The 24,325-nt window shown below is 60.9% G+C and carries 29 protein-coding genes, 1 tRNA gene and 1 pseudogene; 15 read left to right on the top strand and 16 right to left on the bottom strand.

Annotation, left to right across the window (positions count from 1 at the left end):
- Positions 1 to 5: 5 nt before the first annotated feature.
- The 7 genes from hscB to trmJ all read right to left on the bottom strand — a co-directional run bounded on the left by hscB (position 6) and on the right by trmJ (position 4,784).
- Entirely contained in the window at positions 6 to 527 is a 522-nt protein-coding gene (gene hscB, locus OH705_RS07435) for a co-chaperone HscB (protein ID WP_031315121.1), read from the bottom strand.
- An 8-nt stretch (positions 528 to 535) separates the two neighbouring features.
- Positions 536 to 859, bottom strand: a complete 324-nt coding sequence (iscA, locus tag OH705_RS07430) for an iron-sulfur cluster assembly protein IscA (RefSeq protein ID WP_023630636.1) — start codon at positions 857 to 859, stop codon at positions 536 to 538.
- 25 nt (positions 860 to 884) lie between these two features.
- A complete protein-coding gene (gene iscU, locus OH705_RS07425; protein WP_023630637.1) occupies positions 885 to 1,271 on the bottom strand; it encodes a Fe-S cluster assembly scaffold IscU in 387 nt (128 codons plus the stop codon).
- Between the two features lie 46 nt (positions 1,272 to 1,317).
- Positions 1,318 to 2,532, bottom strand: coding sequence for an IscS subfamily cysteine desulfurase (locus OH705_RS07420; protein WP_023630638.1), 1,215 nt, complete (start codon positions 2,530 to 2,532; stop codon positions 1,318 to 1,320).
- A 44-nt stretch (positions 2,533 to 2,576) separates the two neighbouring features.
- Positions 2,577 to 3,068, bottom strand: a complete 492-nt coding sequence (gene iscR / locus OH705_RS07415; RefSeq protein WP_023630639.1) for a Fe-S cluster assembly transcriptional regulator IscR — start codon at positions 3,066 to 3,068, stop codon at positions 2,577 to 2,579.
- Between the two features lie 168 nt (positions 3,069 to 3,236).
- Complete coding sequence (gene cysE, locus OH705_RS07410; protein WP_023630640.1) at positions 3,237 to 4,025, bottom strand: serine O-acetyltransferase; 789 nt, start codon at positions 4,023 to 4,025, stop codon at positions 3,237 to 3,239.
- Positions 4,026 to 4,028: 3 nt separating this feature from the next.
- Positions 4,029 to 4,784, bottom strand: a complete 756-nt coding sequence (gene trmJ, locus OH705_RS07405) for a tRNA (cytosine(32)/uridine(32)-2'-O)-methyltransferase TrmJ (protein ID WP_046854249.1) — start codon at positions 4,782 to 4,784, stop codon at positions 4,029 to 4,031.
- A gap of 151 nt (positions 4,785 to 4,935) precedes the next feature.
- Here trmJ and suhB point away from each other — a divergent pair, with 151 nt between their 5' ends.
- Positions 4,936 to 5,754, top strand: coding sequence for an inositol-phosphate phosphatase (gene suhB, locus OH705_RS07400; RefSeq protein WP_038706773.1), 819 nt, complete (start codon positions 4,936 to 4,938; stop codon positions 5,752 to 5,754).
- A 69-nt stretch (positions 5,755 to 5,823) separates the two neighbouring features.
- Here the strand turns inward: suhB and OH705_RS07395 are convergent, their stop codons facing one another.
- The 6 genes from OH705_RS07395 to queA all read right to left on the bottom strand — a co-directional run bounded on the left by OH705_RS07395 (position 5,824) and on the right by queA (position 11,897).
- Positions 5,824 to 6,372 (bottom strand): glycine zipper 2TM domain-containing protein, encoded by a 549-nt coding sequence (locus tag OH705_RS07395; RefSeq protein ID WP_023629277.1) that lies wholly within the window; start codon positions 6,370 to 6,372, stop codon positions 5,824 to 5,826.
- Positions 6,373 to 6,493: 121 nt separating this feature from the next.
- Positions 6,494 to 7,402 (bottom strand): protein translocase subunit SecF, encoded by a 909-nt coding sequence (gene secF / locus OH705_RS07390; protein ID WP_102682082.1) that lies wholly within the window; start codon positions 7,400 to 7,402, stop codon positions 6,494 to 6,496.
- Positions 7,403 to 7,412: 10 nt separating this feature from the next.
- Positions 7,413 to 9,275, bottom strand: coding sequence for a protein translocase subunit SecD (secD, locus tag OH705_RS07385; RefSeq protein ID WP_038706774.1), 1,863 nt, complete (start codon positions 9,273 to 9,275; stop codon positions 7,413 to 7,415).
- 64 nt (positions 9,276 to 9,339) lie between these two features.
- Positions 9,340 to 9,675, bottom strand: coding sequence for a preprotein translocase subunit YajC (gene yajC, locus OH705_RS07380; protein ID WP_023629280.1), 336 nt, complete (start codon positions 9,673 to 9,675; stop codon positions 9,340 to 9,342).
- A 42-nt stretch (positions 9,676 to 9,717) separates the two neighbouring features.
- Entirely contained in the window at positions 9,718 to 10,833 is a 1,116-nt protein-coding gene (tgt, locus tag OH705_RS07375) for a tRNA guanosine(34) transglycosylase Tgt (protein ID WP_023629281.1), read from the bottom strand.
- Between the two features lie 14 nt (positions 10,834 to 10,847).
- Positions 10,848 to 11,897 carry a tRNA preQ1(34) S-adenosylmethionine ribosyltransferase-isomerase QueA gene (gene queA / locus OH705_RS07370; RefSeq protein ID WP_046854244.1) on the bottom strand — a complete coding sequence of 350 codons (1,050 nt, stop codon included), beginning with the start codon at positions 11,895 to 11,897 and terminating at the stop codon, positions 10,848 to 10,850.
- A 109-nt stretch (positions 11,898 to 12,006) separates the two neighbouring features.
- Here queA and OH705_RS07365 point away from each other — a divergent pair.
- The 6 genes from OH705_RS07365 to OH705_RS07340 all read left to right on the top strand — a co-directional run bounded on the left by OH705_RS07365 (position 12,007) and on the right by OH705_RS07340 (position 14,774).
- Positions 12,007 to 12,091: transfer RNA gene (locus OH705_RS07365), tRNA-Leu, on the top strand.
- Between the two features lie 138 nt (positions 12,092 to 12,229).
- Positions 12,230 to 12,766, top strand: coding sequence for a hypothetical protein (locus tag OH705_RS07360; RefSeq protein WP_267301646.1), 537 nt, complete (start codon positions 12,230 to 12,232; stop codon positions 12,764 to 12,766).
- 68 nt (positions 12,767 to 12,834) lie between these two features.
- The gene (locus OH705_RS07355) at positions 12,835 to 13,332 is read left to right on the top strand and encodes a hypothetical protein (protein WP_267301644.1); all 498 of its coding nucleotides are present in this window, start codon (positions 12,835 to 12,837) and stop codon (positions 13,330 to 13,332) included.
- A 104-nt stretch (positions 13,333 to 13,436) separates the two neighbouring features.
- On the top strand, positions 13,437 to 13,727 hold the full coding sequence (locus tag OH705_RS07350; protein WP_267301643.1) for a hypothetical protein: 291 nt from the start codon (positions 13,437 to 13,439) through the stop codon (positions 13,725 to 13,727).
- A gap of 502 nt (positions 13,728 to 14,229) precedes the next feature.
- A complete protein-coding gene (locus tag OH705_RS07345; protein ID WP_267301642.1) occupies positions 14,230 to 14,460 on the top strand; it encodes a hypothetical protein in 231 nt (76 codons plus the stop codon).
- A 17-nt stretch (positions 14,461 to 14,477) separates the two neighbouring features.
- Positions 14,478 to 14,774: a hypothetical protein gene (locus tag OH705_RS07340; protein WP_267301641.1), complete on the top strand. Its 297-nt coding sequence runs from the start codon at positions 14,478 to 14,480 to the stop codon at positions 14,772 to 14,774.
- Between the two features lie 721 nt (positions 14,775 to 15,495).
- Here the strand turns inward: OH705_RS07340 and OH705_RS07335 are convergent.
- Positions 15,496 to 15,930 (bottom strand): annotated as a pseudogene (locus OH705_RS07335) (hypothetical protein); the annotation flags it as partial.
- Between the two features lie 139 nt (positions 15,931 to 16,069).
- Here OH705_RS07335 and OH705_RS07330 point away from each other — a divergent pair.
- The 5 genes from OH705_RS07330 to OH705_RS07310 all read left to right on the top strand — a co-directional run bounded on the left by OH705_RS07330 (position 16,070) and on the right by OH705_RS07310 (position 18,807).
- Positions 16,070 to 16,303, top strand: a complete 234-nt coding sequence (locus OH705_RS07330; protein WP_023629291.1) for a hypothetical protein — start codon at positions 16,070 to 16,072, stop codon at positions 16,301 to 16,303.
- A 16-nt stretch (positions 16,304 to 16,319) separates the two neighbouring features.
- The gene (locus OH705_RS07325; protein WP_267301640.1) at positions 16,320 to 16,580 is read left to right on the top strand and encodes a DUF3077 domain-containing protein; all 261 of its coding nucleotides are present in this window, start codon (positions 16,320 to 16,322) and stop codon (positions 16,578 to 16,580) included.
- Between the two features lie 217 nt (positions 16,581 to 16,797).
- Positions 16,798 to 17,352, top strand: coding sequence for a type IV toxin-antitoxin system AbiEi family antitoxin (abiEi, locus tag OH705_RS07320; protein WP_267301638.1), 555 nt, complete (start codon positions 16,798 to 16,800; stop codon positions 17,350 to 17,352).
- Positions 17,339 to 18,241: a nucleotidyl transferase AbiEii/AbiGii toxin family protein gene (locus OH705_RS07315; RefSeq protein ID WP_267301636.1), complete on the top strand. Its 903-nt coding sequence runs from the start codon at positions 17,339 to 17,341 to the stop codon at positions 18,239 to 18,241. The genes abiEi and OH705_RS07315 overlap by 14 nt, the downstream gene beginning before the upstream one ends.
- Positions 18,242 to 18,327: 86 nt before the next feature.
- Positions 18,328 to 18,807, top strand: a complete 480-nt coding sequence (locus OH705_RS07310) for a GNAT family N-acetyltransferase (RefSeq protein ID WP_267301635.1) — start codon at positions 18,328 to 18,330, stop codon at positions 18,805 to 18,807.
- 114 nt (positions 18,808 to 18,921) lie between these two features.
- Here OH705_RS07310 and OH705_RS07305 read toward each other — a convergent pair whose 3' ends face one another.
- Positions 18,922 to 19,083, bottom strand: coding sequence for a transcriptional regulator (locus OH705_RS07305; RefSeq protein WP_267301633.1), 162 nt, complete (start codon positions 19,081 to 19,083; stop codon positions 18,922 to 18,924).
- Between the two features lie 192 nt (positions 19,084 to 19,275).
- Here OH705_RS07305 and OH705_RS07300 point away from each other — a divergent pair, with 192 nt between their 5' ends.
- Positions 19,276 to 20,166: a bestrophin family protein gene (locus tag OH705_RS07300; RefSeq protein ID WP_263160158.1), complete on the top strand. Its 891-nt coding sequence runs from the start codon at positions 19,276 to 19,278 to the stop codon at positions 20,164 to 20,166.
- Between the two features lie 14 nt (positions 20,167 to 20,180).
- Here OH705_RS07300 and OH705_RS07295 read toward each other — a convergent pair whose 3' ends face one another.
- Positions 20,181 to 21,299: a polysaccharide deacetylase family protein gene (locus OH705_RS07295; RefSeq protein WP_267301630.1), complete on the bottom strand. Its 1,119-nt coding sequence runs from the start codon at positions 21,297 to 21,299 to the stop codon at positions 20,181 to 20,183.
- A gap of 149 nt (positions 21,300 to 21,448) precedes the next feature.
- Between OH705_RS07295 and yaaA the strand changes: the two genes are divergently transcribed.
- The gene (gene yaaA, locus OH705_RS07290) at positions 21,449 to 22,228 is read left to right on the top strand and encodes a peroxide stress protein YaaA (protein WP_267301629.1); all 780 of its coding nucleotides are present in this window, start codon (positions 21,449 to 21,451) and stop codon (positions 22,226 to 22,228) included.
- Between the two features lie 772 nt (positions 22,229 to 23,000).
- Entirely contained in the window at positions 23,001 to 24,317 is a 1,317-nt protein-coding gene (locus tag OH705_RS07285) for a nucleotide sugar dehydrogenase (RefSeq protein ID WP_046854238.1), read from the top strand.
- The last annotated feature ends 8 nt before the right edge of the window (positions 24,318 to 24,325 follow it).

Here is a 24,325-nt window from a genome sequence, read left to right as displayed (position 1 = left end):
CGGGGTTAATCGTCGAGGCGCTCTTCGAGTTGGCGCACTTCTTGGGCGAGCTTGTCGAGGAACTGCATGCGGCGCATCAGGCGCTCGGCCTTGTCGCGCTGGGCTGCATCGTCCCAACAGTCGGCGAAGTCATTGTTCAGTGCGTCCTGGGCACCCTTGAGGCGCTTCTTGAACACACCGACACCGTCAAGGTCGGCTTCGTCCTGCAACTCTTCGAGCTCTTCGCGCCACTGCATCTGCTGCAGCAGGAAGTCCGGGTCATGCACCGTGACTTCCTGGGGCACTTCGTGGCCACCGATGGCCAGCAGGTAACGGGCGCGACGCGGCGCGCTGCGCAAGGTCTGGTAGGCGTCGTTCAGCGCCGCGGACTTTTCCAGGGCGACACGCTGCTCACGCTCGGAAGCGTCGGCGAAGCGGTCGGGGTGGACCTCACGGGCCAACTCGCGATAGCGAACGGCCAGTTTGTCGAGGTCCAGGCGGAAAGCCGGTTGCAGGTCGAACAGGGCGAAATGGCAAAGAGTACCCACGGCCAGCCTCAAACGTTGAAGCTTTCGCCGCAGCCACACTCACCGCGCACGTTGGGGTTGTTGAACTTGAAACCTTCGTTCAACCCTTCCTTGACGAAGTCCAGCTCGGTGCCGTCGAGGTACACCAGGCTTTTCGGGTCGATGATGACCTTCACGCCGTGGTTCTCGAACACCTGGTCTTCGGCGGCGAGCTCGTCGACGAACTCCAGCACGTAGGCCAGGCCCGAGCAGCCGGTGGTGCGCACGCCCAGGCGAATGCCCTCACCCTTGCCGCGCCCGTCGAGGGAGCGGCGAATGTGGTTGGCGGCGGCTTCTGTCATGCTGATAGCCATCGGAACTCCTTACCTCGCAGTCGACTCAGACCAAGCCTTTCTTCTGCTTGTAGTCGCGAACAGCGGCCTTGATGGCATCTTCGGCGAGCACGGAGCAGTGGATCTTGACCGGCGGCAATGCCAGCTCTTCAGCCAGCTGGGTGTTCTTGATGGTCTCGGCCTCGTCCAGGGTCTTGCCCTTCATCCACTCGGTGGCGAGGGAGCTGGAGGCGATGGCCGAACCGCAACCGTAGGTCTTGAACTTGGCGTCTTCGATGACGCCCTGCTCGTTGACCTTGATCTGCAGGCGCATCACGTCACCGCAGGCCGGGGCGCCGACCATGCCGGTACCGACATCCGGATCGTCGGCGTTCATCTTGCCGACGTTGCGCGGGTTTTCGTAGTGGTCGATGACCTTTTCACTGTATGCCATGGTGCAATTCCTTCCTCATCAGGGAGCCGCTCTTGCCGGCGACTGCTTAGTGGGCGGCCCACTCGATCTTGGAGATGTCGACGCCGTCTTTGTACATATCCCAAAGGGGCGACAGCTCACGCAGTTTGTTGACGGCTTCGCAGACTTTCTGCGCGGCGTAGTCGACTTCTTCCTCGGTGGTGAAGCGACCGAAGGAGAAGCGGATCGAGCTGTGCGCCAGCTCGTCGTTGCGGCCCAGGGCGCGCAGGACGTAGGACGGCTCGAGCGAAGCGGAGGTGCAGGCCGAACCGGACGAAACAGCGATGTCCTTGAGCGACATCAGCAGCGACTCGCCTTCGACGTAGTTGAAGCTCAGGTTCAGGTTGTGCGGCACGCGCTGGGTCTGGCTGCCGTTCACGTACAGCTCTTCGAGGTCCGAGACCTGCTTGAAGAAGCGGTCGCTCAGGGCCTTGATGCGCACGTTTTCAGCGGCCATTTCCTGCTTGGCGATGGCGAAGGCTTCGCCCATGCCGACGATCTGGTGGGTCGGCAGGGTGCCCGAACGCATGCCGCGCTCATGCCCACCACCGTGGATGATGGCTTCCAGGCGCACACGCGGCTTGCGGCTGACGTACAGCGCGCCGATGCCTTTCGGGCCGTAGACCTTGTGCGCCGAGAACGACATCAGGTCGACTTTCAGCTTTTGCACGTCGATCTCGACCTTGCCGGCCGACTGTGCAGCGTCGACGTGGAACAGCACGCCGCGCGAACGGGTCAGCTCACCGATGGCGGCGATGTCGTTGATCGAGCCGACTTCGTTGTTCACGTGCATCAGCGAGACCAGGATGGTGTCGTCGCGCAGGACAGCTTCGACCATCGCCGGGGTGACGATGCCGTCTTCACCTGGCTCGAGGTAGGTAACCTCGAAACCTTCGCGCTCGAGCTGGCGAGCGGTATCCAGGACCGCCTTGTGCTCGATCTTGGAGGTGATGATGTGCTTGCCCTTGGTCTGATAGAAGTGCGCCACGCCTTTGAGGGCGAGGTTGTCGGACTCGGTGGCACCGCTGGTCCAGACGATCTCGCGCGGGTCGGCGTTGATCAGCTCGGCGACCTGGCGGCGGCCGTTCTCGACTGCTTCCTCAGCCTTCCAGCCGAACACGTGGGAGCGCGAGGCCGGGTTACCGAAGTTCCCGTCAACCAGCAGGCACTCGGCCATCTTCTGGGCGACACGGGGATCGACCGGCGTGGTCGCGGAGTAATCGAGGTAGATCGGCAACTTCATTGAGTATCTCCTATCAGGCGGTGGCGTCGCTCGTCGCTGAATTTTCAGTCGACGGCGGACGTCTCAATCTTGTCCAGCTGGGCGGTTCGGCCCGCGACGCGGCGCAGGTCCTGGCGCTGGGCGACTTCCTGCACCTCACGGCGCATGACGAGGTCGGCCAGGCTGATGCCACTGAGGAATTCATGGATCTGCTGGCTCAGGTCACACCACAGGTGGTGAGTCAGGCAGGTATCACCGGCGTGGCAATCCCCCAGGCCCTGGCAACGGGTGGCATCGACCGATTCGTTGACCGCGTCGATGACCTGGGCCACCTGGATGGTTTCCATGCCTCGCGACAGCTGGTAGCCGCCGCCTGGGCCGCGAACGCTGGATACCAGGCTGCTGCGGCGCAGCTTGGCGAACAGCTGTTCCAGATAAGAGAGGGAAATGCCCTGGCGCTCGGAAATATCGGCCAAAGACACCGGCCCCTGCTGCGCGTGCAACGCCAGGTCAAGCATGGCGGTCACGGCGTATCGGCCTTTGGTAGTCAGTCGCATGGCGTATGGGTACCACGGGAGTTACAGGATGTGTGCGAGTATGCGATTCCCGAGCATTTAAGTCAACTATAAGACCTAGTGCTTTAGTCGGGTATGCATGCGGGAGGCGGCCGCGAGTGTAGCAGACAAGGGGCGCAAGCACACGCCCCTTGTATCGGGCCGGCGCAATCAATGCGACCGAGTGTCGCCCTGCTTCAGCTCGACGCAGGCTTCGGCGAAGTCGTCGTCGGGCAGCGCCGGCAGCTCCTTGGCGCAGTAGTCACTGCCCATCCGGGTCAACGCGCCACACATGCCCTCCAGGCGCTCGTCGACGGCCTGCAGATGGTCGAGCATCTGGCCGATGGCGCGCGCCACCGGGTCCGGCATGTCGCCACTGACGCCATAGGCGTCGAAGCCGATCTTCTCGGCCATGGCCTTGCGCTTGGCCTCGACGGCGTCATCCTCGGTCTTGACGATGATCCGTCCCGGGATGCCCACCGCCGTGGCGCCGGCGGGCACCGCCTTGGTGACCACGGCGTTGGAGCCGATCTTGGCCCCGGCACCAACGGTGAACGGGCCCAGGACCTTGGCCCCGGCACCGACCACGACGCCGTTTTCCAGGGTCGGGTGGCGCTTGCCCTTGTTCCAGCTGGTGCCGCCAAGGGTGACACCCTGGTAGAGGGTCACGTCGTCGCCGATCTCGGCGGTTTCGCCAATGACGATGCCCATGCCGTGGTCGATGAAGAAGCGCCGGCCGATGGTCGCACCCGGGTGGATCTCGATGCCGGTCAGCCAGCGGCCGAAGTTCGACACAAGGCGCGCCAGCCATTTGAAATCGCGCTTCCACAGGGCATTGCCCAGGCGGTGCAGCCAGATGGCGTGCATGCCCGGGTAGCAGGTCAGCACCTCGAAGGCATTGCGCGCCGCCGGGTCACGATGGAAAACACTTTGAATATCTTCACGCAGACGCTCGAACATCGTTCAGTCCTTCCGTTTATGCGGCTCGCCCCGGACGACTTTCTGGGTCTCGGTGAGGATGCCGCGCAAAATGCTCATTTCCGTACGCTCGACCGAGCTGCGCCCATACAGCCGGCGCATGCGCGGCATCAGGTGCTTGGGCTTGGCAGGGTCGAGGAAGCCGATGTCCACCAGGGTCTTTTCCAGGTGGTCATAGAACAGCTCCATTTCGTCCATGGTCGCCAACTCATTGGCGTCCGCCTTCTCGACCTTTGGCGCCGTGTCCTGCACCGCCAACGAGGCCATGCGCACCTCGTAGGCGAGCACCTGGACTGCGGCGGCCAGATTCAGCGAGCTGAAGTCGGGATTGGAGGGAATGTGCACGTGGAAGTGACATCGCTGCAGTTCTTCGTTGGTCAGGCCGGCGTGCTCGCGACCGAACACCAGGGCGATTTCCTCGCCGGCCAGGGCGTGCTCCACCGCCTTGGTGCCGCACTCACGGGGGCCGATCAGCGGCCAGGGGATGCTGCGCTCGCGGGCGCTGGTGCCCATGACCAGGCTGCAGCCGACCAGTGCCTGCTCGAGGCTGTCGACCACCTGGGCGCCGGCCAGCACATCGTCGGCACCCGAGGCGCGCGCCGAGGCATCGGCGGCCGGGAATTCTTTCGGCTGCACCAGCACCAGGCGCGACAAGCCCATGTTCTTCATGGCACGCGCAGCGCCGCCGATGTTGCCGGGGTGGCTGGTATTGACCAGGACAACACGAATATTTTGCAGCAAGGTGTCGTGCTCTCGGATGCAGAAAAAGGAGCGTTCGATCTTACAGAACCGACCAGCGTAACGCCATGAAAGCAAATGTGACACTTCTGTCGTCAAAGATTTCTGCTAGAATGGCCGGCTTTCCTCTTTAACATCTCCAGGTGACCTTCCCATGCAGCCTATGCTGAATATCGCCCTGCGCGCCGCTCGCAGCGCCAGTGAACTGATTTTCCGCTCCATCGAACGCCTGGACAGCATCAAAGTCGACGAAAAGCAGGCCAAGGACTACGTGTCCGAGGTTGATCGCGCCGCCGAGAAGGTCATCGTCGAGGCCCTGCGCAAGGCCTACCCGAACCACTCCATCCAGGGCGAAGAAACTGGCCTGCACGCCGGCACCGGCGAAGAAGGCAAGGACTACCTGTGGATCATCGATCCGCTGGACGGCACCACCAACTTCCTGCGTGGCGTGCCGCACTTCGCTGTCAGCATCGCCTGCAAATACCGTGGCCGCCTCGAGCACGCCGTGATCGTCGACCCGGTTCGCCAGGAAGAATTCACCGCCAGCCGCGGCCGTGGCGCCCAGATCAATGGCCGTCGGCTGCGCGTCAGCTCGCGCACCAGCCTGGAAGGCGCCCTGCTGGGTACCGGCTTCCCGTTCCGTGACAACCAGATGGCCGACCTGGACAACTACCTGGGCATGTTCCGCGCCCTGACCGGCCAGACCGCCGGCATCCGCCGCGCCGGCTCCGCCAGCCTGGACCTGGCCTATGTCGCCGCCGGCCGCTTCGACGCCTTCTGGGAGTCGGGCCTGTCCGAGTGGGACATGGCCGCAGGCGTGCTGCTGATCCAGGAAGCGGGCGGCCTGGTCAGCGACTTCAACGGTGGCCACGAATTCCTCGAAAAAGGCCACATCGTCGCGGGCAACATCAAGTGCTTCAAGGCCGTGCTGACTGCCATCCAGCCGCACCTGCCGGAACACATGAAGCGCTAAGCGCCGACAGCGAGCACAAAAAAAGCACCTCTCGAGGTGCTTTTTTCGTTTTAGAGTACTGAACCTGCTTTACTGCCCCGGCTGATTCTGACTCAGGATCAGCTTGCCGTTCTTGTCCAGCGGGATGGTCGAGCCCGGCTCGTGATCCATCTTCACCTTGCCGACCTGATCACCAATGGAATAGGTCACGTTGTAGCCCACGACCTTGTCACTGATGTCATTGACCGTGTTGCACCGGGTTTGCGTGGTGGTGTAGGTGTCACGCTCCTGCATGCCCTCCTGCACCTTGTTGCCGGCATAGCCACCACCAACCGCGCCGGCCACGGTGGCAATCTTCTTGCCGGTACCGCCGCCGATCTGGTTACCCAGCAGGCCACCGGCGAGCGCACCGACCACCGTGCCGGCGATCTGGTGTTGATCCTTGACCGGCGCCTGACGCGTCACGGTAACATCCTTGCAGACTTCACGCGGCGTCTTCACCTGCTGCTTGATCGGCTGCACGTCGGTGACCTGGGCGTACTCAGGCCCCTTGTTCACCAAGCTGTAGGTCGCCACAGCACCTCCGGCAGTCACACCGACAGCACCCAGAACCGCACCCACCAGCATTGATTTGTTCACGTGAACCTCCTGATCGTACCTGCGGGGATATGGCCCGCCTTCTCCTTGCCTTGGAGCAAAAAAAAAGGCGCGAGTTCAACACTCGCGCCTTTCTTTACGCCAGGCGGCGCAGGACCAAGCCTTACGGACGTTCGTCCACACCCTCGGCCTTGACCGGCGGGATCAAGTCTTCGCTGCTCAGGTTCAGCCAGATCAGCACCACGTTGGCGATGTAGATCGACGAGTAGGTACCCGCCATGACGCCGATGAACAGCGCCAGGGAGAAGCCGAACAGGTTGTCGCCGCCGAAGAACAGCAGCGCAGCGATCGCCAGCAAGGTCGACACCGAGGTGGCGACGGTCCGCAGCAGGGTCTGGGTGGTCGAGATGTTGATGTTCTCGATCAGCGAGGCCTTGCGCAGCACACGGAAGTTCTCGCGCACCCGGTCGAACACGACGATGGTGTCGTTGAGCGAGTAGCCGATGATCGCCAGCACCGCCGCCAGCACCGTCAGGTCGAAGGTGATCTGGAAGAACGACAGGATACCCAGGGTTACCACCACGTCGTGGATCAGCGAAATGATCGCGCCCACAGCGAACTTCCACTGGAAGCGGAACGCCAGGTAGATGAGGATGCCGCCCAGGGCCAGAAGCATGCCGAGGCCGCCCTGGTCACGCAGCTCTTCACCCACCTGCGGGCCGACGAACTCGACGCGCTTGACCGTGGCCGGGTTGTCGCCGCCGATCTTCTGCAGCGCCTCGGCCACGCGGTTGCCCAGTTGCGGGTCATCGCCCGGCATGCGCACCAGCAGGTCGGTGGTGGCGCCGAAGCTCTGCACCACGGCATCGTGGAAGCCAGAGCCGACCAGTTCGGTACGCACCTTCTCCAGGTCCGCCGGGCGCTCATAGGTGAGCTCGATCAGCGTGCCGCCAGTGAAGTCCAGGCCGAAGTTCAGGCCCTTGTGCCACCAGCTGAACAGCGCCAGCACGGTAAGGAGCACGGTAATGGCGAACGCGACATTGCGCACGCCCATGAAGTTGATGGTTTTCATCGCAGCTCCCTCAAACCCACAGCTTCTTGATGTCACGCCCGCCGCAGGTCAGGTTGACCAGTGCGCGGGTCACCATGACGGCGGTGAACATCGAGGTGAAAATCCCGAGGGACATGGTGACCGCGAAGCCCTTGACCGGGCCGGTACCCATGGCGAACAGGATGCCGCCGACCAGCAAGGTGGTCAGGTTGGCGTCGACGATCGCCGAGTAGGCCCGGTTGAAGCCTTCGTGGATGGCGCGCTGCACCGACATGCCGGCGGCGATCTCTTCACGGATACGCGAGAAGATCAGCACGTTGGCGTCCACCGCCATACCCATGGTCAGCACGATACCCGCGATGCCCGGCAGGGTCAGGGTGGCGCCCAGCAGCGACATCAACGCCAGCAGCAGGACCATGTTGCCCGCGAGGGCAATGGTCGCCAGCACGCCGAAGGCACGATAGATGGCGATGATGAACAGCGACACGAAGAGCATGCCCCACAGCGAGGCGTCGATACCCTTGGTGATGTTGTCGGCGCCCAGGCTCGGGCCAATGGTACGTTCTTCGGCGAAGTACATCGGCGCGGCCAGACCACCGGCACGCAGCAGCAGGGCCAGTTCGGACGACTCGCCCTGGCCGTTCAGGCCGGTGATGCGGAACTGGCTGCCCAGCGGCGACTGGATGGTCGCCAGGCTGATGATTTTCTTCTCTTCCTGGAAGGTCTGCACCGCGACTTCTTTCTCCACGCCGTCGACCACCTGCTTCTGGTAGCGGGTGACCGGCTTCTGCTCGATGAAGATCACCGCCATGCTGCGCCCGACGTTGCTGCGCGTGGCGCGGCTCATCAGCTCGCCGCCATGGCCGTCTAGGCGAATGTTCACCTGCGGGCGACCGTGCTCGTCGAAGCTGGCCTGGGCGTCGGTCACCTGGTCACCGGTGATGATCAGGCCGCGCTCGACCGGAGCGGAGCGGCCGCCTTCGCGGAACTCGAACACCTCGGTGGTGGCCTTGGACGCGCCTGGCTCGGCACCGAAGCGGAACTCCAGGTTGGCGGTCTTGCCGAGGATACGCTTGGCTTCGGCAGTGTCCTGCACGCCCGGCAGCTCGACCACGATGCGGTTGGCGCCCTGGCGCTGCACCAGCGGCTCGGCCACGCCCAGCTCGTTCACACGGTTGCGAACGGTGGTCAGGTTCTGCTTAATGGAGTATTCGCGGATCTCGGCGATCTTGGCCTGGGTCAGTGCCAGGCGCAGCACGGCGAGCTCGTTGCGCTCGGTGGTGGTCAGGTCGAAATCACTGAAATTCTTGCGGATCAGGCTGCGCGCCTGTTCGCGGGTGGCATCGTCGGCGAAGCCCAGCATGATCCCGCCGTCCTGCTGCGGCAGGCTGCGGTAGCGGACGCGCTCTTTGCGCAGCAAGGTCTTGACCTCGCCTTCGTAGACTTTCATGCGCGCGGTCATGGCCTTGTCCATGTCCACTTCCAGCAGGAAGTGCACACCACCGGACAGGTCCAGGCCGAGCTTCATCGGGCTGGCACCCAGGTTGCGCAGCCACTGCGGAGTGGTCTGGGCCAGGTTCAGGGCCACGACATAGTCGTCACCGAGGGCCTTGCGCGCCACATCCTTGGCCGGCAGCTGGTCTTCCTGGTTGGTCAGGCGCACCAGCGCACTGCCCTTCTCGCCCAGGTTGCCGCCTTTGACGGTGATGCCGGCATCGGTCAGCGCCTTGGTGACGCGATCGAGATCGGCCTGGCTGACATGCAGGGCGGAACTGGCGCCGCTGATCTGCACCGCCGGATCATCCGGATAGAGGTTGGGTGCGGAATAAATGAAGCCGACCGCCAGTACAGCCACGATCAGCAGGTATTTCCACAGAGGGTATTTGTTCAGCATCACGCCGCCCGTTCAAGACGCGGGGCGCTTTGCGCGCCCCGACTGGAAAAATGAAACCGGTAACTCAGATAGCCTTGAGCGTACCTTTTGGCAGGGTCGCGGCAATGGCGCCCTTCTGGAACTTCAGCTCGACATTGTCGGACACTTCCAGGACCACGAAGTCATCGGCAACCTTGACGATCTTGCCGGCGATGCCGCCGTTGGTGACAACTTCGTCACCTTTTTGCAAGTTGCTCAGCAGGTTCTTCTGCTCTTTGGCACGCTTGGCCTGCGGGCGCCAGATCATCAGGTAGAAGATGACCAGGAAGCCGACCAGGAAGATCCACTCGAAGCCGGTACCGGCTGGGCCGGCGGCGGGTGCTGCTGCGTCCGCGTAGGCGGCGGGGATAAAGAAGCTCATTGGGCTCTCCTAATGGAATTTTCTAATAATGATTGCGAACAGTCAGTCCAAAGGCGGAACGGGAAGCCCGCGCTTGGCGTAGAAGGCGTCGACAAAGGCGGCCAATTTACCCTGTTGAATAGCCTCGCGTAAACCGGCCATCAAGCGCTGGTAATGGCGCAAGTTGTGGATGGTATTCAGCATGCTGCTCAACATTTCGCCGCACTTGTCCAGGTGGTGCAGGTAGGCGCGGGAGAAGTTGGTGCAGGTGTAGCAATCGCAGGTCGGATCCAGCGGCGATTCATCGTGGCGATGGAACGCGTTGCGGATCTTGATCACCCCGGTATCGACGAACAGATGGCCGTTGCGCGCGTTGCGCGTGGGCATCACGCAGTCGAACATGTCGACGCCGCGGCGCACACCCTCTACAAGATCTTCCGGCTTGCCTACCCCCATAAGGTAACGAGGTTTGTCAGCCGGCATCTGCGCGGGCAGGTAGTCCAGCACCTTGATCATCTCGTGCTTGGGTTCGCCCACCGACAGGCCACCGATGGCCAGGCCATCGAAGTCGATGTTGACCAGCGCTTCCAGCGAGCGCATGCGCAGGTCCTGGTACATGCCGCCCTGGACGATGCCGAACAGCGCCGCGGTGTTGTCGCCATGGGCGTTCTTCGAGCGCTGGGCCCAGCGCAGCGACAGCTCCATCGAGGTGCGCGCCACGTCGTGCTCGGCCGGGTACGGGGTGCACTCGTCAAAGATCATCACGATGTCCGAGCCCAGGTCGCGCTGGACCTGCATGGACTCTTCCGGCCCCATAAACACCTTGGAACCGTCCACTGGCGATGCGAAGGTCACGCCTTCCTCCTTGATCTTGCGCATGGCGCCCAGGCTGAACACCTGGAAGCCACCGGAATCAGTGAGGATAGGGCCCTTCCATTGCATGAAATCGTGCAGGCCGTTGTGTTTCTTGATGACTTCGGTACCCGGGCGCAGCCACAGGTGGAAGGTGTTGCCAAGGATGATCTCGGCGCCGATGGCCTCGATATCACGCGGCAGCATGCCCTTGACCGTGCCATAGGTGCCCACCGGCATGAAGGCCGGGGTCTCGACCGTGCCACGGGGGAAGGTCAGCCGGCCGCGACGGGCCTTGCCGTCGGTGGCCAGCAGTTCGAACGACATTCGACAGGTGCGACTCATGCTTGATCCTCTGGGCCGCGTGGCGCCGGATTGCGGGTGATGAACATGGCATCACCGTAACTGAAGAAGCGGTAACCGTTCGCGACCGCCGCCGCATAGGCGGCCATGGTCTCGGGGTAACCGGCGAAGGCCGAGACCAGCATCAGCAGCGTGGACTCCGGCAGGTGGAAGTTGGTGACCAGGCAATCGACCACATGGAACGGCCGGCCCGGGAAAATGAAGATGTCGGTGTCGCCACTGAACGCCTTGAGCTCGCCATCGCGCGCCGCGCTTTCCAGCGAACGCACGCTGGTGGTGCCCACGGCGACCACCCGCCCGCCACGGGCGCGGCAGGCCTGCACGGCATCGACCACATCCTGGCTCACTTCGAGCCACTCTTTATGCATGGTGTGGTCTTCGATCTTGTCGACCCGCACCGGCTGGAAGGTACCCGCCCCTACGTGCAGGGTGACGAAGGCGCGCTCGACGCCCTTGGCGGCGATCTTTTCCAGCAGCGCCTCGTCGAAGTGCAGGCCGGCGGTGGGTGCGGCCACGGCGCCGGCGCGCTGAGCGTAGACGGTCTGGTAGCGCTCGCGGTCGGCGCCCTCGTCGGGGCGGTCGATATACGGCGGCAGCGGCATATGGCCGACGCGCTCGAGCAGTGGCAGCACCTCTTCGCTGAAACGCAGCTCGAACAAGGTATCGTGGCGGGCGACCATCTCGGCCTCGCCGCCACCGTCGATGAGGATCTGCGCGCCTTCCTTAGGCGCCTTGCTGGCACGCACATGGGCCAGCACGCGGTGGCTGTCGAGCACGCGCTCGACCAGCACTTCCAGCTTGCCGCCGGAGGCTTTCTGGCCGAACAGCCGCGCCGGGATCACCCGGGTGTTGTTGAACACCATCAGGTCGCCGGGGCGCAGGTAGTCGAGCAGATCGGTGAACTGCTTGTGGGCCAGCTCACCGCTGGGGCCATCGAGCACCAGCAGGCGGCTGCCATGACGCTCGGCCAGTGGATGGCGGGCGATCAGGGAATCGGGGAGTTCGAAGGAAAAATCGGCGACGCGCATGATGATGTTCGGGTTCGACAGGGCCGGGAAGTTTAGCCCAATGCGTGAAAATTGACCATGAAAGCCGATTGACCGCCTTGGGCGACCTCTCTATACTGCGGCGCCACAAGCCCTGATGGCGGAATTGGTAGACGCGGCGGATTCAAAATCCGTTTTCGAAAGGAGTGGGAGTTCGAGTCTCCCTCGGGGCACCAAGATCAGCGAAGAAAGACCTTGAATATCAAGGTCTTTTTTTTCGCCTGGCGTAAATTCGGCGTAATAGTATTCACCCACACCTCCCCAGCACAGTGCTGCTCAGCAAGCCTAGGATTGAATTCAGTAGGAGTTGAAAAATGGCTTCGGCTACCAGGAACGAAATCATCATCGCCGTGATCGGGGTAATAGGTGTCATTGCCACTGCGATGATTTCTAACTGGGACAAAATCTCCACACCTTCCAGCAGCGTAACCAATGCCGCATTGGTTAGCGATGACATCAATGTACAGATCAGGTACTACGTCGAAACCTCTGGCTTACGGACCGCTTTTGAGGCCCTGGAAAAACAAAGGGCCGAGCGCTATCGGCTTGAATACAAGGCTGACAAGGACACCGTGGACTGCATGCTAGATATGTCCATACCGACGAATCAGCTGATTGAAATTGCGACCAACTCTTTTCGGAAGCACTTCACGCTCGAAGAAATTAAAGAGCTCAACCGGATAAACGCGATGCCAGTCATGGTGAGCCTCGCGGCAAAGCAAGCGGCCATCACGCTCGACTTTGCGAGCGGCCTTGAAGAGGCTGCGCAGAGAATGCAGCGACGTAACCTCGCCATTGCGGGCGGAAATCGAGCAAAAGCGCAACAAAGCGAAACATGCCCCACTCACTAAGTGCCCATAGCGTAATTCAGGCATAAGCCGGTTGCAGCGATGAGGATGTGCTAAAGGAAGAGATGCCCATGACGGATCAGGATTCCCCGCTACTTTGTGGGTTTGTAGGCAAGCACCAAAGCTTGGTGGACAAGCATTTCGTAGATGAGATGGATGATCATACTGGACTGTTGAAGGTCCATCTGATGCTGGAGCAGATCCTCCGCGACTTCTGCACCCGCGCCGTCCCAAATCCAGATCACCTTCAAGATGCTCGGCTGAGCTTTAAGCAAATCGCCTTGTTGGCTCGCTCCCTCGACCCAAACCAGAGCGACGTGGCTCCGCTCTGGTCAGCCGTGAACGATCTGAATGCAATGCGGAACGCCATGGCCCACGAGCTTGAACCATCCGAGTCAAAATTCACCAAGTTACAACGGACGATTATCGCGGCTGTTGATACCCATAACGGCAGCTCTGGTGAACACGACTTGGGTGCAGCTCTCGGATACCTGTGCGGGATGCTTTCTGTACACCTCCACCATGGCCTTGATCAGCGCTCCCAGGAAGGAGCAGACCCGGTTGAGTAACGAAAACAGCCCCTACCGTAGAGGGACTATCGCGGTGTGATAGGCCAATTTCTCAAACGCTGCGTGTATGTGCACGTCATACGAAACGCCCCCCGGCATGGGAGGTGCATTGGGACTACCAGGAAGCGCCCGAGAGCTCGATCCTGTTCAAGCGCCGCGAGTACCTAGACGGCTACATCGATGGCGCGATGGACACGATCGGTATCTCACCTGAGGAGGTGGCGTGTGCAAGCGCTCATACAGGATCCGTGAAGCGCTTGACTGAGGCTCAGGCCATCCAGCTGCGTCACGCCCTGGATCGCCTGCTAACCCCGGTCGTCGCCAAGGAGTTCCAGCGCCTTAAGAAGGAAACCAACCTTCCGCACCTCCCCTTGGTGGCAGCTGAGCAGGACTGAAACGCTGTGCAACGCTGAAGAAGCGCCGGCCCCCATCGTTCGGGGGCTCCAGGCGCATCGGCGTTCTGCACCTGGTGCGATCTGCACCGGTTCAAATGACCTTGCCCAAAATGAAAAACCCGGAAGATTCGGGATTTTTCAGACGCTTCCTCACGGATTCCGTGGCCTACAGCCTACCCGCCCCGCCCCACTACCCCCGCCGAATAGTGCAACCACGGCTGCACAACCCTTCATTTTCTTTCACAGTGTGAAATGGCCGCCCTCTTGCGAGAGCTCACAGACGGCGCGGCCTGCAGCATGCACTGCACCCCACCGTTGGTTTGCACTATTTCGCGAGGCAAGGCGCGTCGGCGGGAGGGGGATAAGTGAATTTCCAACTCAATATTTTTTTGCCTAGACGACTTTTTGCTGGCGTCGCCACCTGCAGCTCGTCAGCGCCCCCTTGGCATGGGGGTGATTCCGGAACACTGTATTCATATACAGTGTATTTCGAGGTATACCCATGGCCAAAGCCTACCCCGCGCCGATCCCTGTCGAAGACTGGTACATCCCGCTCCGAGACGTTAACTCGCTGCTCAAGTCGCCAAAGGCCCATCATCGAGAGCTTCTGCATCAAGCCTATGCCTTACGTGACATCCATGCTGTGGACGCGGGGACACTGGCTGAAATGCTGGAGCTGGCTGACGAGACTTTAGTACACGCCCATGACGTATTGGCCGATCAGCACTGGTGAAGCAGGAGAGTAGGCCTATGCATATGCTCATTACCCTAATGCGCTGCCGTGGTATTGAACTCACAAAAGCAGAGCGACGGGCGTACCGGGCGGTAAAAGGTGATGTGTTTGTACAGTGCGTGCAGGATGCCAAGATGGGGCGAGCCACGAACCTGGCAGAGGTCAGACCTGATCTGCCCATGCAGCCAGTGCCATTACCCCCGCTTCACGATGCCAAGCTTTCCGGCATGGCAACGTTAGGTTTTGTGCTGAGTGGCTTTGAGGTGATAGACGGCTGTGCCTACGCTCAGTCCTGGTGGTGTCGGTTTGAATAGGAACAGGGGCCGAGGCCCCTGTTTTTCTTACGACATAACCTTCGTACAAAGGTCGATGACGCCGTTTGATAAGTTAATAAAGTACAACACTATGAAAGCTGATAACTGGCACCTACGGCGCCACTTCGGCCTGATCTTCAAGGCTATCTACTCGGTGGTTAATGGGGTTCCGATCCATGGAGGGTTTCCCACTGATCCGGCCGCCGACAAACATATAGCTTCCCCAAAACTTTAAATATTACCGCTAACGGAAATATTGGGGACGGGCATTAGCATGCTGGACGGCAGTTGACGACATCGTCAGGTACAGATAGCCTTCAAGTTCCTAACGCTTGATAGCAGTACCCGGCTCAGAGGTTGGGCAGATAGTAACCACGAGACATCCCTCTTGTGAAGCCCCAAACTCAAGCATCCGAAGGCCCGCACGCTGTGCGGGCCTTCGTTTTTTGTGCGCCCTGACGGCCGTCTGTCCAGCGTAACCCGCGCCATCACTGGGCTCTATAAAATTGACGATTCCGTTAAATGGAATCTTTTTTACTCACCGGTCGGGTGAATTTTTTTCCAAAAAAGTCATTCGTAAAAAAATAAACGTTAATATTAATCGACCACAAGGCTCCGCAAGTATTAACAACTTCGAGCGTCGCATGGCTTTGCCGTTTACATTGTCGGAATTGTTGTTAAAGCGAGCATCGAAAACCGCGTCGAAAATTGAATCGCATTTCTATGAAGTGATCGGTTTGAGCCTTGTCGCTAGCATGAGCGCAGAACCGGCGCATCGTGTGAACGCGGCCGCGTTGCTCGGCGGTGGCGTCGGACCATGGACGTGCCCAGCCAGCTCGGTGTTTATCTTTTGCACCAGGTCGAGCACGCCGCACAGCACCTGCAGCACGTTAACTTCTTCTGACACCAGCCACGTCTTCGGCGCCTGTAGGCGCTGACTGCCCGCCGCGAGGCTCTTGCGCACGCCCTCGATGCGCTCCTGCAGGTCGCCGCCGATCGCCGCATTGAGCTTCTGCCCCACCACCAGGTTGAGATCGCGCCCGGTGGCCTGGTGCAGGTCGTCGATAGCGGCCAGGCTGGCGGATCCTCCCTACAGCAGTTTGAGCGCGCCCAGCGCTTCGATCTTCTTCACCCCGCCCACCGTCTCGGTTGAGTGGCTTTATGGCGGTTGTGCGTGGGGCACTTTCGAGTGCGCCGGGTTCCTATGCTTCCTCGGTCTGTCAACCCACGTACTGCCGCCACCCTCTTGTTTGACAGCAGGTGGTGATGGCTCCTTTCGAAGCCAGGAGTTCACCATGTTGAAGATTGTCCCCGACCCACCGCTTTCTCCCGAAACAGCCCACTCGCTCGAAGACCTGCTTATCCAGATATCGGAACGTCTGTTCTGCGCCCTCTCCGTTACCCACCAGAACGCCCTCACCCAGGTCACCAGCACTGCACGCGGTATGTCCATGGCAACGATGCACGAAATCGAGGCCGCACGCGGGCTGGTGGAACTGGCACTGAGCAAGCTTCAGATCAAGCATTGAAAAGGGAGCAAACACGATGAACGACAAGACTGCCGGCGTCACAGGATTCGGCTATGGCGATGGTGCACAACCACTGTTCCGGGTCGAACCCAGGCAGGATGGTAAATCAGCCATGGAACAAGCTTCCGCGATCATGGCCTGCGTGAAGCGCATGACATTGCTTGCAGCGACTGATGGCGAGGTCAACCTTGGCTGGGGAGCACACTTGATGAGCGATATGGCCAAGGCGGTGATGGATGATGTGGAGTTGGGTCGCCAACGGAGTTCTACTGAATAGCCCCTGCCGAACGTCTAACGCCTAAATCGGCTGTACCCGCTCCCACAAGCTCAAAAAGCCCCGTGGGAGTGGGCCTGCCCGTTAGTAGTTGCGTTGATGTCTTTCGAGCCAAGCTGGTGACTGCACAGAAAATCACACATAGTGCAACTTACTGTATAGCCACAGCCACCGTTCTACACTAAGTTTCACAAACCGTGACTTTCTGTTGATCAACCCCATGCCTGCCCAGCCGCTTCAGCGCCTCTATCGAGGTCTGCATCACCTCGCCACACCCCAGCGCTATCTGTTCACGCCAGCGGATATGCGTGCCCTGGTGCCTGGCTTGTCCGACGGTGCCTATCGCTCGCTGCTGAGCAGGGCGTCCAGCGACAGCATCCTGGTCAGGGTATGCAGGGGGCTTTACTTCTTCACTCCGGCCAAGCCCAACCCTGGGCTCGTGCTCTATCACACCGCAGCCCGCCTGCGAGCTGACAATCTCAACTACATCAGCCTCGAGTGCGCCCTCAGCGATATCGGAGTGATCTCTCAGGTACCACAGAACTGGCTGACTATCATGTCGTCAGGGCGAACCCAGACCATAAGCTGTGCAGCTTTCGGCACGGTCGAGTTCGTCCATACCACCCGTAGCGCTCTCGAACTCAACGGCCAACTCGACTACGACGACCGCTGCCGCCTATGGCGCGCCAATGCCTCGCTGGCCTTGGCCGACATGAAGCGGACCAGACGCAATCTGGAGCTGATCGACTGGAAAACGGCCAATGAACTTGTTTGATCGACTTGTCCAGCACGCCCTGGGCAACACACCTGAGCTCGCACCACTGCAAGTGGTGGTGGAGAAGGAGCTGCTGCATCATGACATCATGCGGATACTCAGCGAGTCCGGCTTGCTGCAGAGGCTTTGCTTCATCGGCGGCACCTGCCTGCGAACCTGCTACGGTTCCAGGCGCCTGAGTGAAGATCTCGACTTCACCGGTGGCGCGGATTTCAAACGGGAAGACTTCTCGGCACTCAAGGAAAACCTGATAGCAAGGCTGAGTGAAAAGTACGGATTGCAGATCGATGTGAGCGAGCCGCTGCACACACCTGGCAATGTGGACACCTGGAAGCTGTGCGTGCAGACCCGCCCCGAAGCTCGCAACCTGCCCGCGCAGAAAATCCATATCGATATCTGCGCGGTCCCGTCCTATCAATGCAAACCCATGACCTTGCTGAACCCCTACGGGGTCGATATGGGAACCGAAGGGTTGATCATCAACACACAGAGTCTCGAAGAGATCTTCATCGACAAGCTGCTGGCTTTCGCCCTGCGCCGGGGACGCATCAAGAATCGCGACATCTGGGACCTGGCCTGGCTCAAGCAGCGCGCCGTGATACCGGCTTTCTCACTGGCCAGGCGCAAGCTTGGGGACCATGCGATCACTGCCGATTGGCTACTGCAGCAGGGCACGGCACGAGTCGCCTGTTTGACGCAGGCGCAGACGCAGCGCGACTTCCAGGCGGAGATGCGCCGTTTTCTTCCCTTGCAAGTGGTGTCGCAGACTATCGAAAACCCAGCATTCTGGAGCTATGTGGTGGAGACCGTCGAGCAGTTGTTCGGTGAGCTTTGCTTATCCCTGGACCCCGCGGATGCTGGCGCTGGCGATCAGAGGTTCCTGATGTAAGGTAGTGACTTGCCGGCGCCGCATTGACCCAGCACTTCTGAGACACACGGGGGTTGCTAACCTCTCTACACAGCGGAACATCATCTATGCCTCTGAGCCATCGCCCCGTCCTCCCTGCAGACATCGCCACGCTCTGCAAATTCCCTCAGAGCGCGGACGAACTCTTCTACATGTTCCCCAAAGCCACCTACCCGCTCACACCCGCGCAACTAAACGAAGCCATCGCCCAGCGCAGTGGTTCGACAGTGATCGAGGCCGATGGCGTGATCGTTGGCTTCGCCAATTTCTACAAAGCCGAACACGGCGGTGTCTGCGCGCTGGGTAATGTGGTGGTGGCGCCGGCTGCGCGGGGTCAGGGGGTGGCACGTTATCTGGTGCAGTGCATGATCGGCCTGGCTCGCGAAGAGTTCGCAGCGCGGGAGATCTGGGTATCGTGTTTCAATCACAACACCGCAGGGCTGCTGCTTTATCCACAGCTCGGTTTTGTGCCGTTCGGGATCGAGGAGCGGCGGGCGCCGGATGGAAGCCGGGTGGCGCTGGTGCAGATGAAGCAGGTGTTGGACTGAAGCTGCGTTGCAGCCATCGCGGAGCAAGCCCGCTCCCACGCTGACGATGCTCGCAATTCTGCTCACCGTGCGGCAGTGCAGTACAAAAGACCGGGAGCAAGGAATCTGGCTGGACTAGCCACCTGTAGTGCGCAAGCGTGCGGCCTGGACATGGGACTGGGCTCGAATGATTTCATCTGCGTCACCTTCGGCCACTACCTGTGACAGGTATTCCTGAATCGCTGCCTCTGAATCCAGTAGATCCGCAATCTTGAATGACGTCAGTTCACTGGTCATGCTCGACTTCCTGAAAGTGAATGGGTCATGAGCCTAAACCATCGCCGCGAGGGACGTTTTACCTCTTGATGTAGGCATCTTCTTAACTGCTCACCGGAAAAACCACGTTACACCCTGCGACGAATCCCAGCGAACCTTGACCCCTCCCGCGACGTCGGAACCTGCATCCCCCCGCTTCGAGGTTCCCCCAACGTGAAAGCCCTCCTCGCCCGCAAGTACCGCCTGGTGGTCAAGACCTTCGGCTACATCGGCTGGTCGCTGTTCTGGCTGCTGATCTGGGACGTGCTGGTCACCATCGACTTCATGCTGTTCTTCAACAGCAAGTTCAGCCTGCCGCTGATCCCGCTCACCCTGCTGGGCTCGGCGCTGGTGGTGCTGGTGAGCTTTCGCAACAGCAGTGCCTACAACCGCTGGTGGGAAGCGCGCACCTTGTGGGGGGCGTTGGTGAACAGTTCACGCAGTTTCGCCAGGCAGGTGCTGACGCTGGTCGACGACCCGGCTGACGGGCCGAACCCGGTGAAGGCGACCTTGCTGCGCCGGCATATCGCCTATGTGAACTGCCTGGCCGCCCATCTCAAGAACGAGAAATGCCCGGATGAGCTGATGGCCTTCATACCGCCCGGCGAGTTCGAACGGCGCAATCGCTCCAACAATTTTGCCAACGATATCCTCAGCGGTTCGGCGGCACTGCTGGCCCAGGAATACCAGGCCGGGCGACTGGACAGCATCCGCCTGGCGCGTCTGGAATCGACGCTGGTGGACATGTCCAACGCCCAGGGCGGGATGGAGCGGATCGCCAATACGCCGCTGCCCTACCCTTATGTGTACTTCCCACGGCTGTTCATCACGCTGTTCTGCCTGATAGTGCCGGTGGGACTGGTGGAATCGCTGGGCTGGTTCACGCCGCTGGCTTCGACGGTCGTCGGCTTCATGTTGCTGGCGATCGAACGGATCGGCACGGACCTGCAGAGCCCGTTCCGCATCAGCGAGCATCAGATCCCGATGGACACGATCTGCGAGACCATCGAACGCAACCTGGAGTCGATGCAGCGTGAGGCGCAGTGTGCGGCCCGCGTGCCTTGAGCCCTCGGCCCTGCTTACTCCAGCCGTGCGTACTCCCGACAGCCTTCCCAACCGATCCCGCTCTGGGCCGTGTGCTGCAACAACCACTCCAGCGCCGGCTGGGCCTTGGGCAAGCCGTCACGGAACTGGATAACCCCCTTGCGCCACAAAAGCATCAGCGTCAGCACCCGCTGCGCCGAGGCCTCGGCGCTCAGCGGGCCGTCATCCTGAGCGTCGATGTCCCACAGTGAAACCCGCAGCTGCTGGCTGTCCAGGAACGCTTCGCCATCGGCGCGGCGCTGGCCATAGGGCGGACGGAACAGCGGCACATACTGCTCGGCCAGGTCGGCCTGCACCCGTGCCTGGCTGCGCCGCAGTGAATCCTGCCAATCCTGCCACTGGGCATGGGAGCGGTACTCCCAGCCCTGGATACCCACGCACTGGCCGGCGTACAGCTCGCCCAGCGGGCCGGCATCGCGCCGTTGCTGCAGGCGATTGCCGAGCACGAAGAAAATCCCGTCGAGCTTCTGCCGGCGCAGGTAGTCAGCCAGCGCATCGGTGCTACCGCCCTGGGGGGCGGGGCCGCTGACGAAGGTCAGCAGGAACATCCGGTCATTGAGTTCCTCGCCGTTGCGTTCACGATCGGAGAGCTTGGCCACCTCGCTGGTGGTCTGGGGAAACAGCGCAGCCTTGCGCAGCTGCTCATCCAGGTAACGGGTGTGGAACTGATGACTGGGCTCGACCCACTCGGCATAGAACGAGCCGACATCTTCGGCGAACACAGCGGCCTGTGTACGCAAATCGGCCATGGATTCCACCGGGTAGCAGAACGAGGCATCCTGCTCGCAACTGCGCTGCGCCTGCTGATAGCTTGTCCACAGACGCTGCCACAGGCGCGCCCGCACTGCCCGCACCACGGTCAGGTTGATCTGGCGAAGGCCCAGCCGGGCCTTCAGCGCCGGCTCGTCGAGCATCTCGCTTTCGTGCAGCACGCGGGCGAACGACAGGATCTCCGCCCGCGACGCCACGTCGAACAGAGCCGGGCTGTTCAACTGCTCCGGCCAGCGCTCACGGTCGAAACTGACGAAGTCGGCCGGGGCCGCCTGCGCGCCAAGGCTCAGGAGCCCGGCTAGCAGGGCAAACGCGATACGCACGATGTGCATTCTCCTAGAAGACTTGGCGCGCACTATAACGCGACAGCCGCCGGTTGCCTGTGGCGATGTTCGCTGACTATCGTCGCCATAGTTTGGCGTTGCGCCAGCAGCCCCGTAGAATTCGCCCGACGATTCCAGGAGCCGACCCGATGCTGACGGTGATTTCCCCCGCCAAGACCCTCGACTACGACACCCCGCCGGTGACCCAACGCCATACCTTGCCCCAGTACCTGGACGATTCCCAGGAGCTGATCGTGCAACTGCGCGAGCTGTCGCCGGCGCAAATCGCCGAGCTAATGCACCTCTCCGACAAGCTCGCCGGCCTCAATGCCGCGCGTTTCGGCAGTTGGACCCCGGATTTCACCCCGGCCAACGCCAAGCAGGCGCTACTGGCGTTCAAGGGCGACGTCTACACCGGGCTCGATGCCGAAAGTCTGGGCGAGGACGATTTCAGCTATGCCCAGGATCACCTGCGCATGCTCTCGGGCCTGTACGGCCTGCTGCGTCCGCTGGACCTGATGCAGCCCTACCGCCTGGAAATGGGCACAAAGCTGGCCAACGGCCGCGGCAAGGACCTGTATGCCTTCTGGGGCACGCGCATCACCGAGTGGCTGAACCAGGCCCTGGCCGACCAGGGCGACGACGTGCTGCTGAACCTGGCCAGCAACGAGTACTTCAGCGCGGTGAAGAAAAGCGCCCTGAAGGCGCGGGTGATCGACGTCGACTTCAAGGACCTGAAGAACGGCCAGTACAAGATCATCAGTTTCTATGCCAAGAAAGCCCGTGGGATGATGAGCCGCTTCGTGATCCAGGAGCGGGTCAACGACCCCGAGCAGCTCAAGCGCTTCGATGCGCAGGGCTACTACTATAGTGCCGAGCAGTCGAAGCCAGATCACCTGGTGTTCCTGCGCGATCACGCTGAGGGCTGATGGCCCCGGGGGCGCTGTGCGCCCCCATCCCACCCCTGCCCCGCAATAGGGCACGCTTGCGCCTGAAAATCGCCAAATAACAGACGCCAAAAAACCATCCCCATTATCCTTATCGCAAAACGCCATAAGACCGTTCGTAGTTTTTTGACGGATTTTGAAAAAAATTTTCGCATGCTGGCATATAACCATCGCGCTTCGTTTTCACCCTTTATATACGGGGACGAAACTGCGCCGTGCTATCAGATTGAAAGTATTTCCCTCTGAAAAAATATTTAGAAATCTTTCACCGTGGGGCAACCACCCCAGGAACTTCTACTACGCCCAATGGCTCATAGCACCCGTAACGAGTTTCAAGCGCTGAACGTGAGAAATGACTTACAGATGACAAAGGGCCGCCATCCCTAACCGGCCCGAGAACTTCAACGGCGGTACAGGAAGTGCCTGAAGCCATTATCCATGCAGGAGACAAGCGCCCCTAAAATTCGTCCTAGTGGTTGATTTCAAAGGATTTATCCACTTGAAAAAACAAGCACAGCAATTCGCGAACGGCGATTTGCAATAAAGACGGCTGCATTTCAGGGCACGCCTTTTAAATATTGGCCTTTGACTGCCAACTTTGAGTGCATAACTTTTTGCGCTCCGGATTTATTCATGCCTGCGTTCGGTGAAGTGTCAATTCGCCATGGAACCGTGCGCCCGAAAACTGCTGGTCAATCAACCCGGCCGGCTCTTCGCTGAAGGGCTGGCGTGATAAACACATGAGGTGAATGCGATGCGTATCAGCATCTTTGGTTTGGGTTATGTGGGTGCAGTCTGCGCCGGTTGCCTGTCGGCACGAGGCCATGACGTGATTGGGGTGGACGTGTCCAGCACCAAGATCGACCTGATCAACCAGGGCAAGTCGCCCATCGTCGAACCGGGCCTGGAAGAGTTGCTGCAGCAAGGCATCGCCAATGGCCGTCTGCGCGGCACCACGGACTTTGCCGAAGCCATCCGCGCCAGCGATGTGTCGATGATCTGCGTCGGCACGCCGAGCAAGAAGAACGGCGACCTGGGTCTGGAGTACATCGAGTCGGTGTGCCGCGAGATCGGCTACGTGCTGCGCGACACCACCCGCCGTCACACCATCGTGGTGCGCAGCACCGTGCTGCCGGGTACCGTCAAGAACGTGGTGATCCCGATCCTCGAAGACTGCTCGGGCAAGAAGGCCGGTGTCGATTTCGGCGTGGCGGTCAACCCCGAGTTCCTGCGCGAAAGCACCGCGATCAAGGACTACGACCACCCACCGATGACTGTCATCGGCGAACTGGACAGCGCCAGCGGCGACGTCCTGCAAGCCCTGTACGAAGAACTCGATGCCCCGGTGATCCGCAAGCCGATCGAAGTGGCCGAGATGATCAAGTACACCTGCAACGTCTGGCACGCGACCAAGGTCACCTTCGCCAACGAGATCGGCAATATCGCCAAGGCGGTCGGTGTCGATGGTCGCGATGTGATGGACGTGGTCTGCCAGGACAAGGTGCTCAACCTGTCGCAGTACTACATGCGCCCAGGCTTCGCCTTCGGCGGCTCGTGCCTGCCCAAGGACGTACGTGCCCTCACGTATCGCGCCTCGAGCCTGGACGTGAAGGCGCCGCTGCTCGACTCGCTGATGCGCAGCAACGAATCCCAGGTGCAGAACGCCTTCGACATCATCGAGAGCCACGACAAGCGCAAGGTCGCCTTGCTGGGTCTGTCGTTCAAGGCCGGTACCGACGATCTTCGCGAGAGCCCGCTGGTGGAGTTGGCCGAGCGCCTGATCGGCAAGGGCTACCAGCTGGACATCTACGACCAGAACGTCGAATACGCCCGGGTGCACGGCGCCAACAAGGAATACATCGAATCGAAGATTCCGCATGTGTCCTCCTTGCTCAACGCCAACTTCGAGCAGGTGGTGAACGACGCCGACATCATCGTGCTGGGCAACCGTGACGAGAAATTCCGAGCCCTGGCCCAACAGGCGCCGGCCGGCAAGCAAGTGATCGACCTGGTCGGTTTCATGAGCAAGCCAACCTGCACCACCAGCCGCACCGAAGGCATCTGCTGGTAAACCCGGTC

The organism is Pseudomonas sp. BJa3, from assembly GCF_026343815.1.
Lineage (GTDB): Bacteria > Pseudomonadota > Gammaproteobacteria > Pseudomonadales > Pseudomonadaceae > Aquipseudomonas > Aquipseudomonas soli.
Note: the sequence above shows the minus strand (reverse complement) of the source record. Positions and strands in the feature narration are given on the sequence as shown.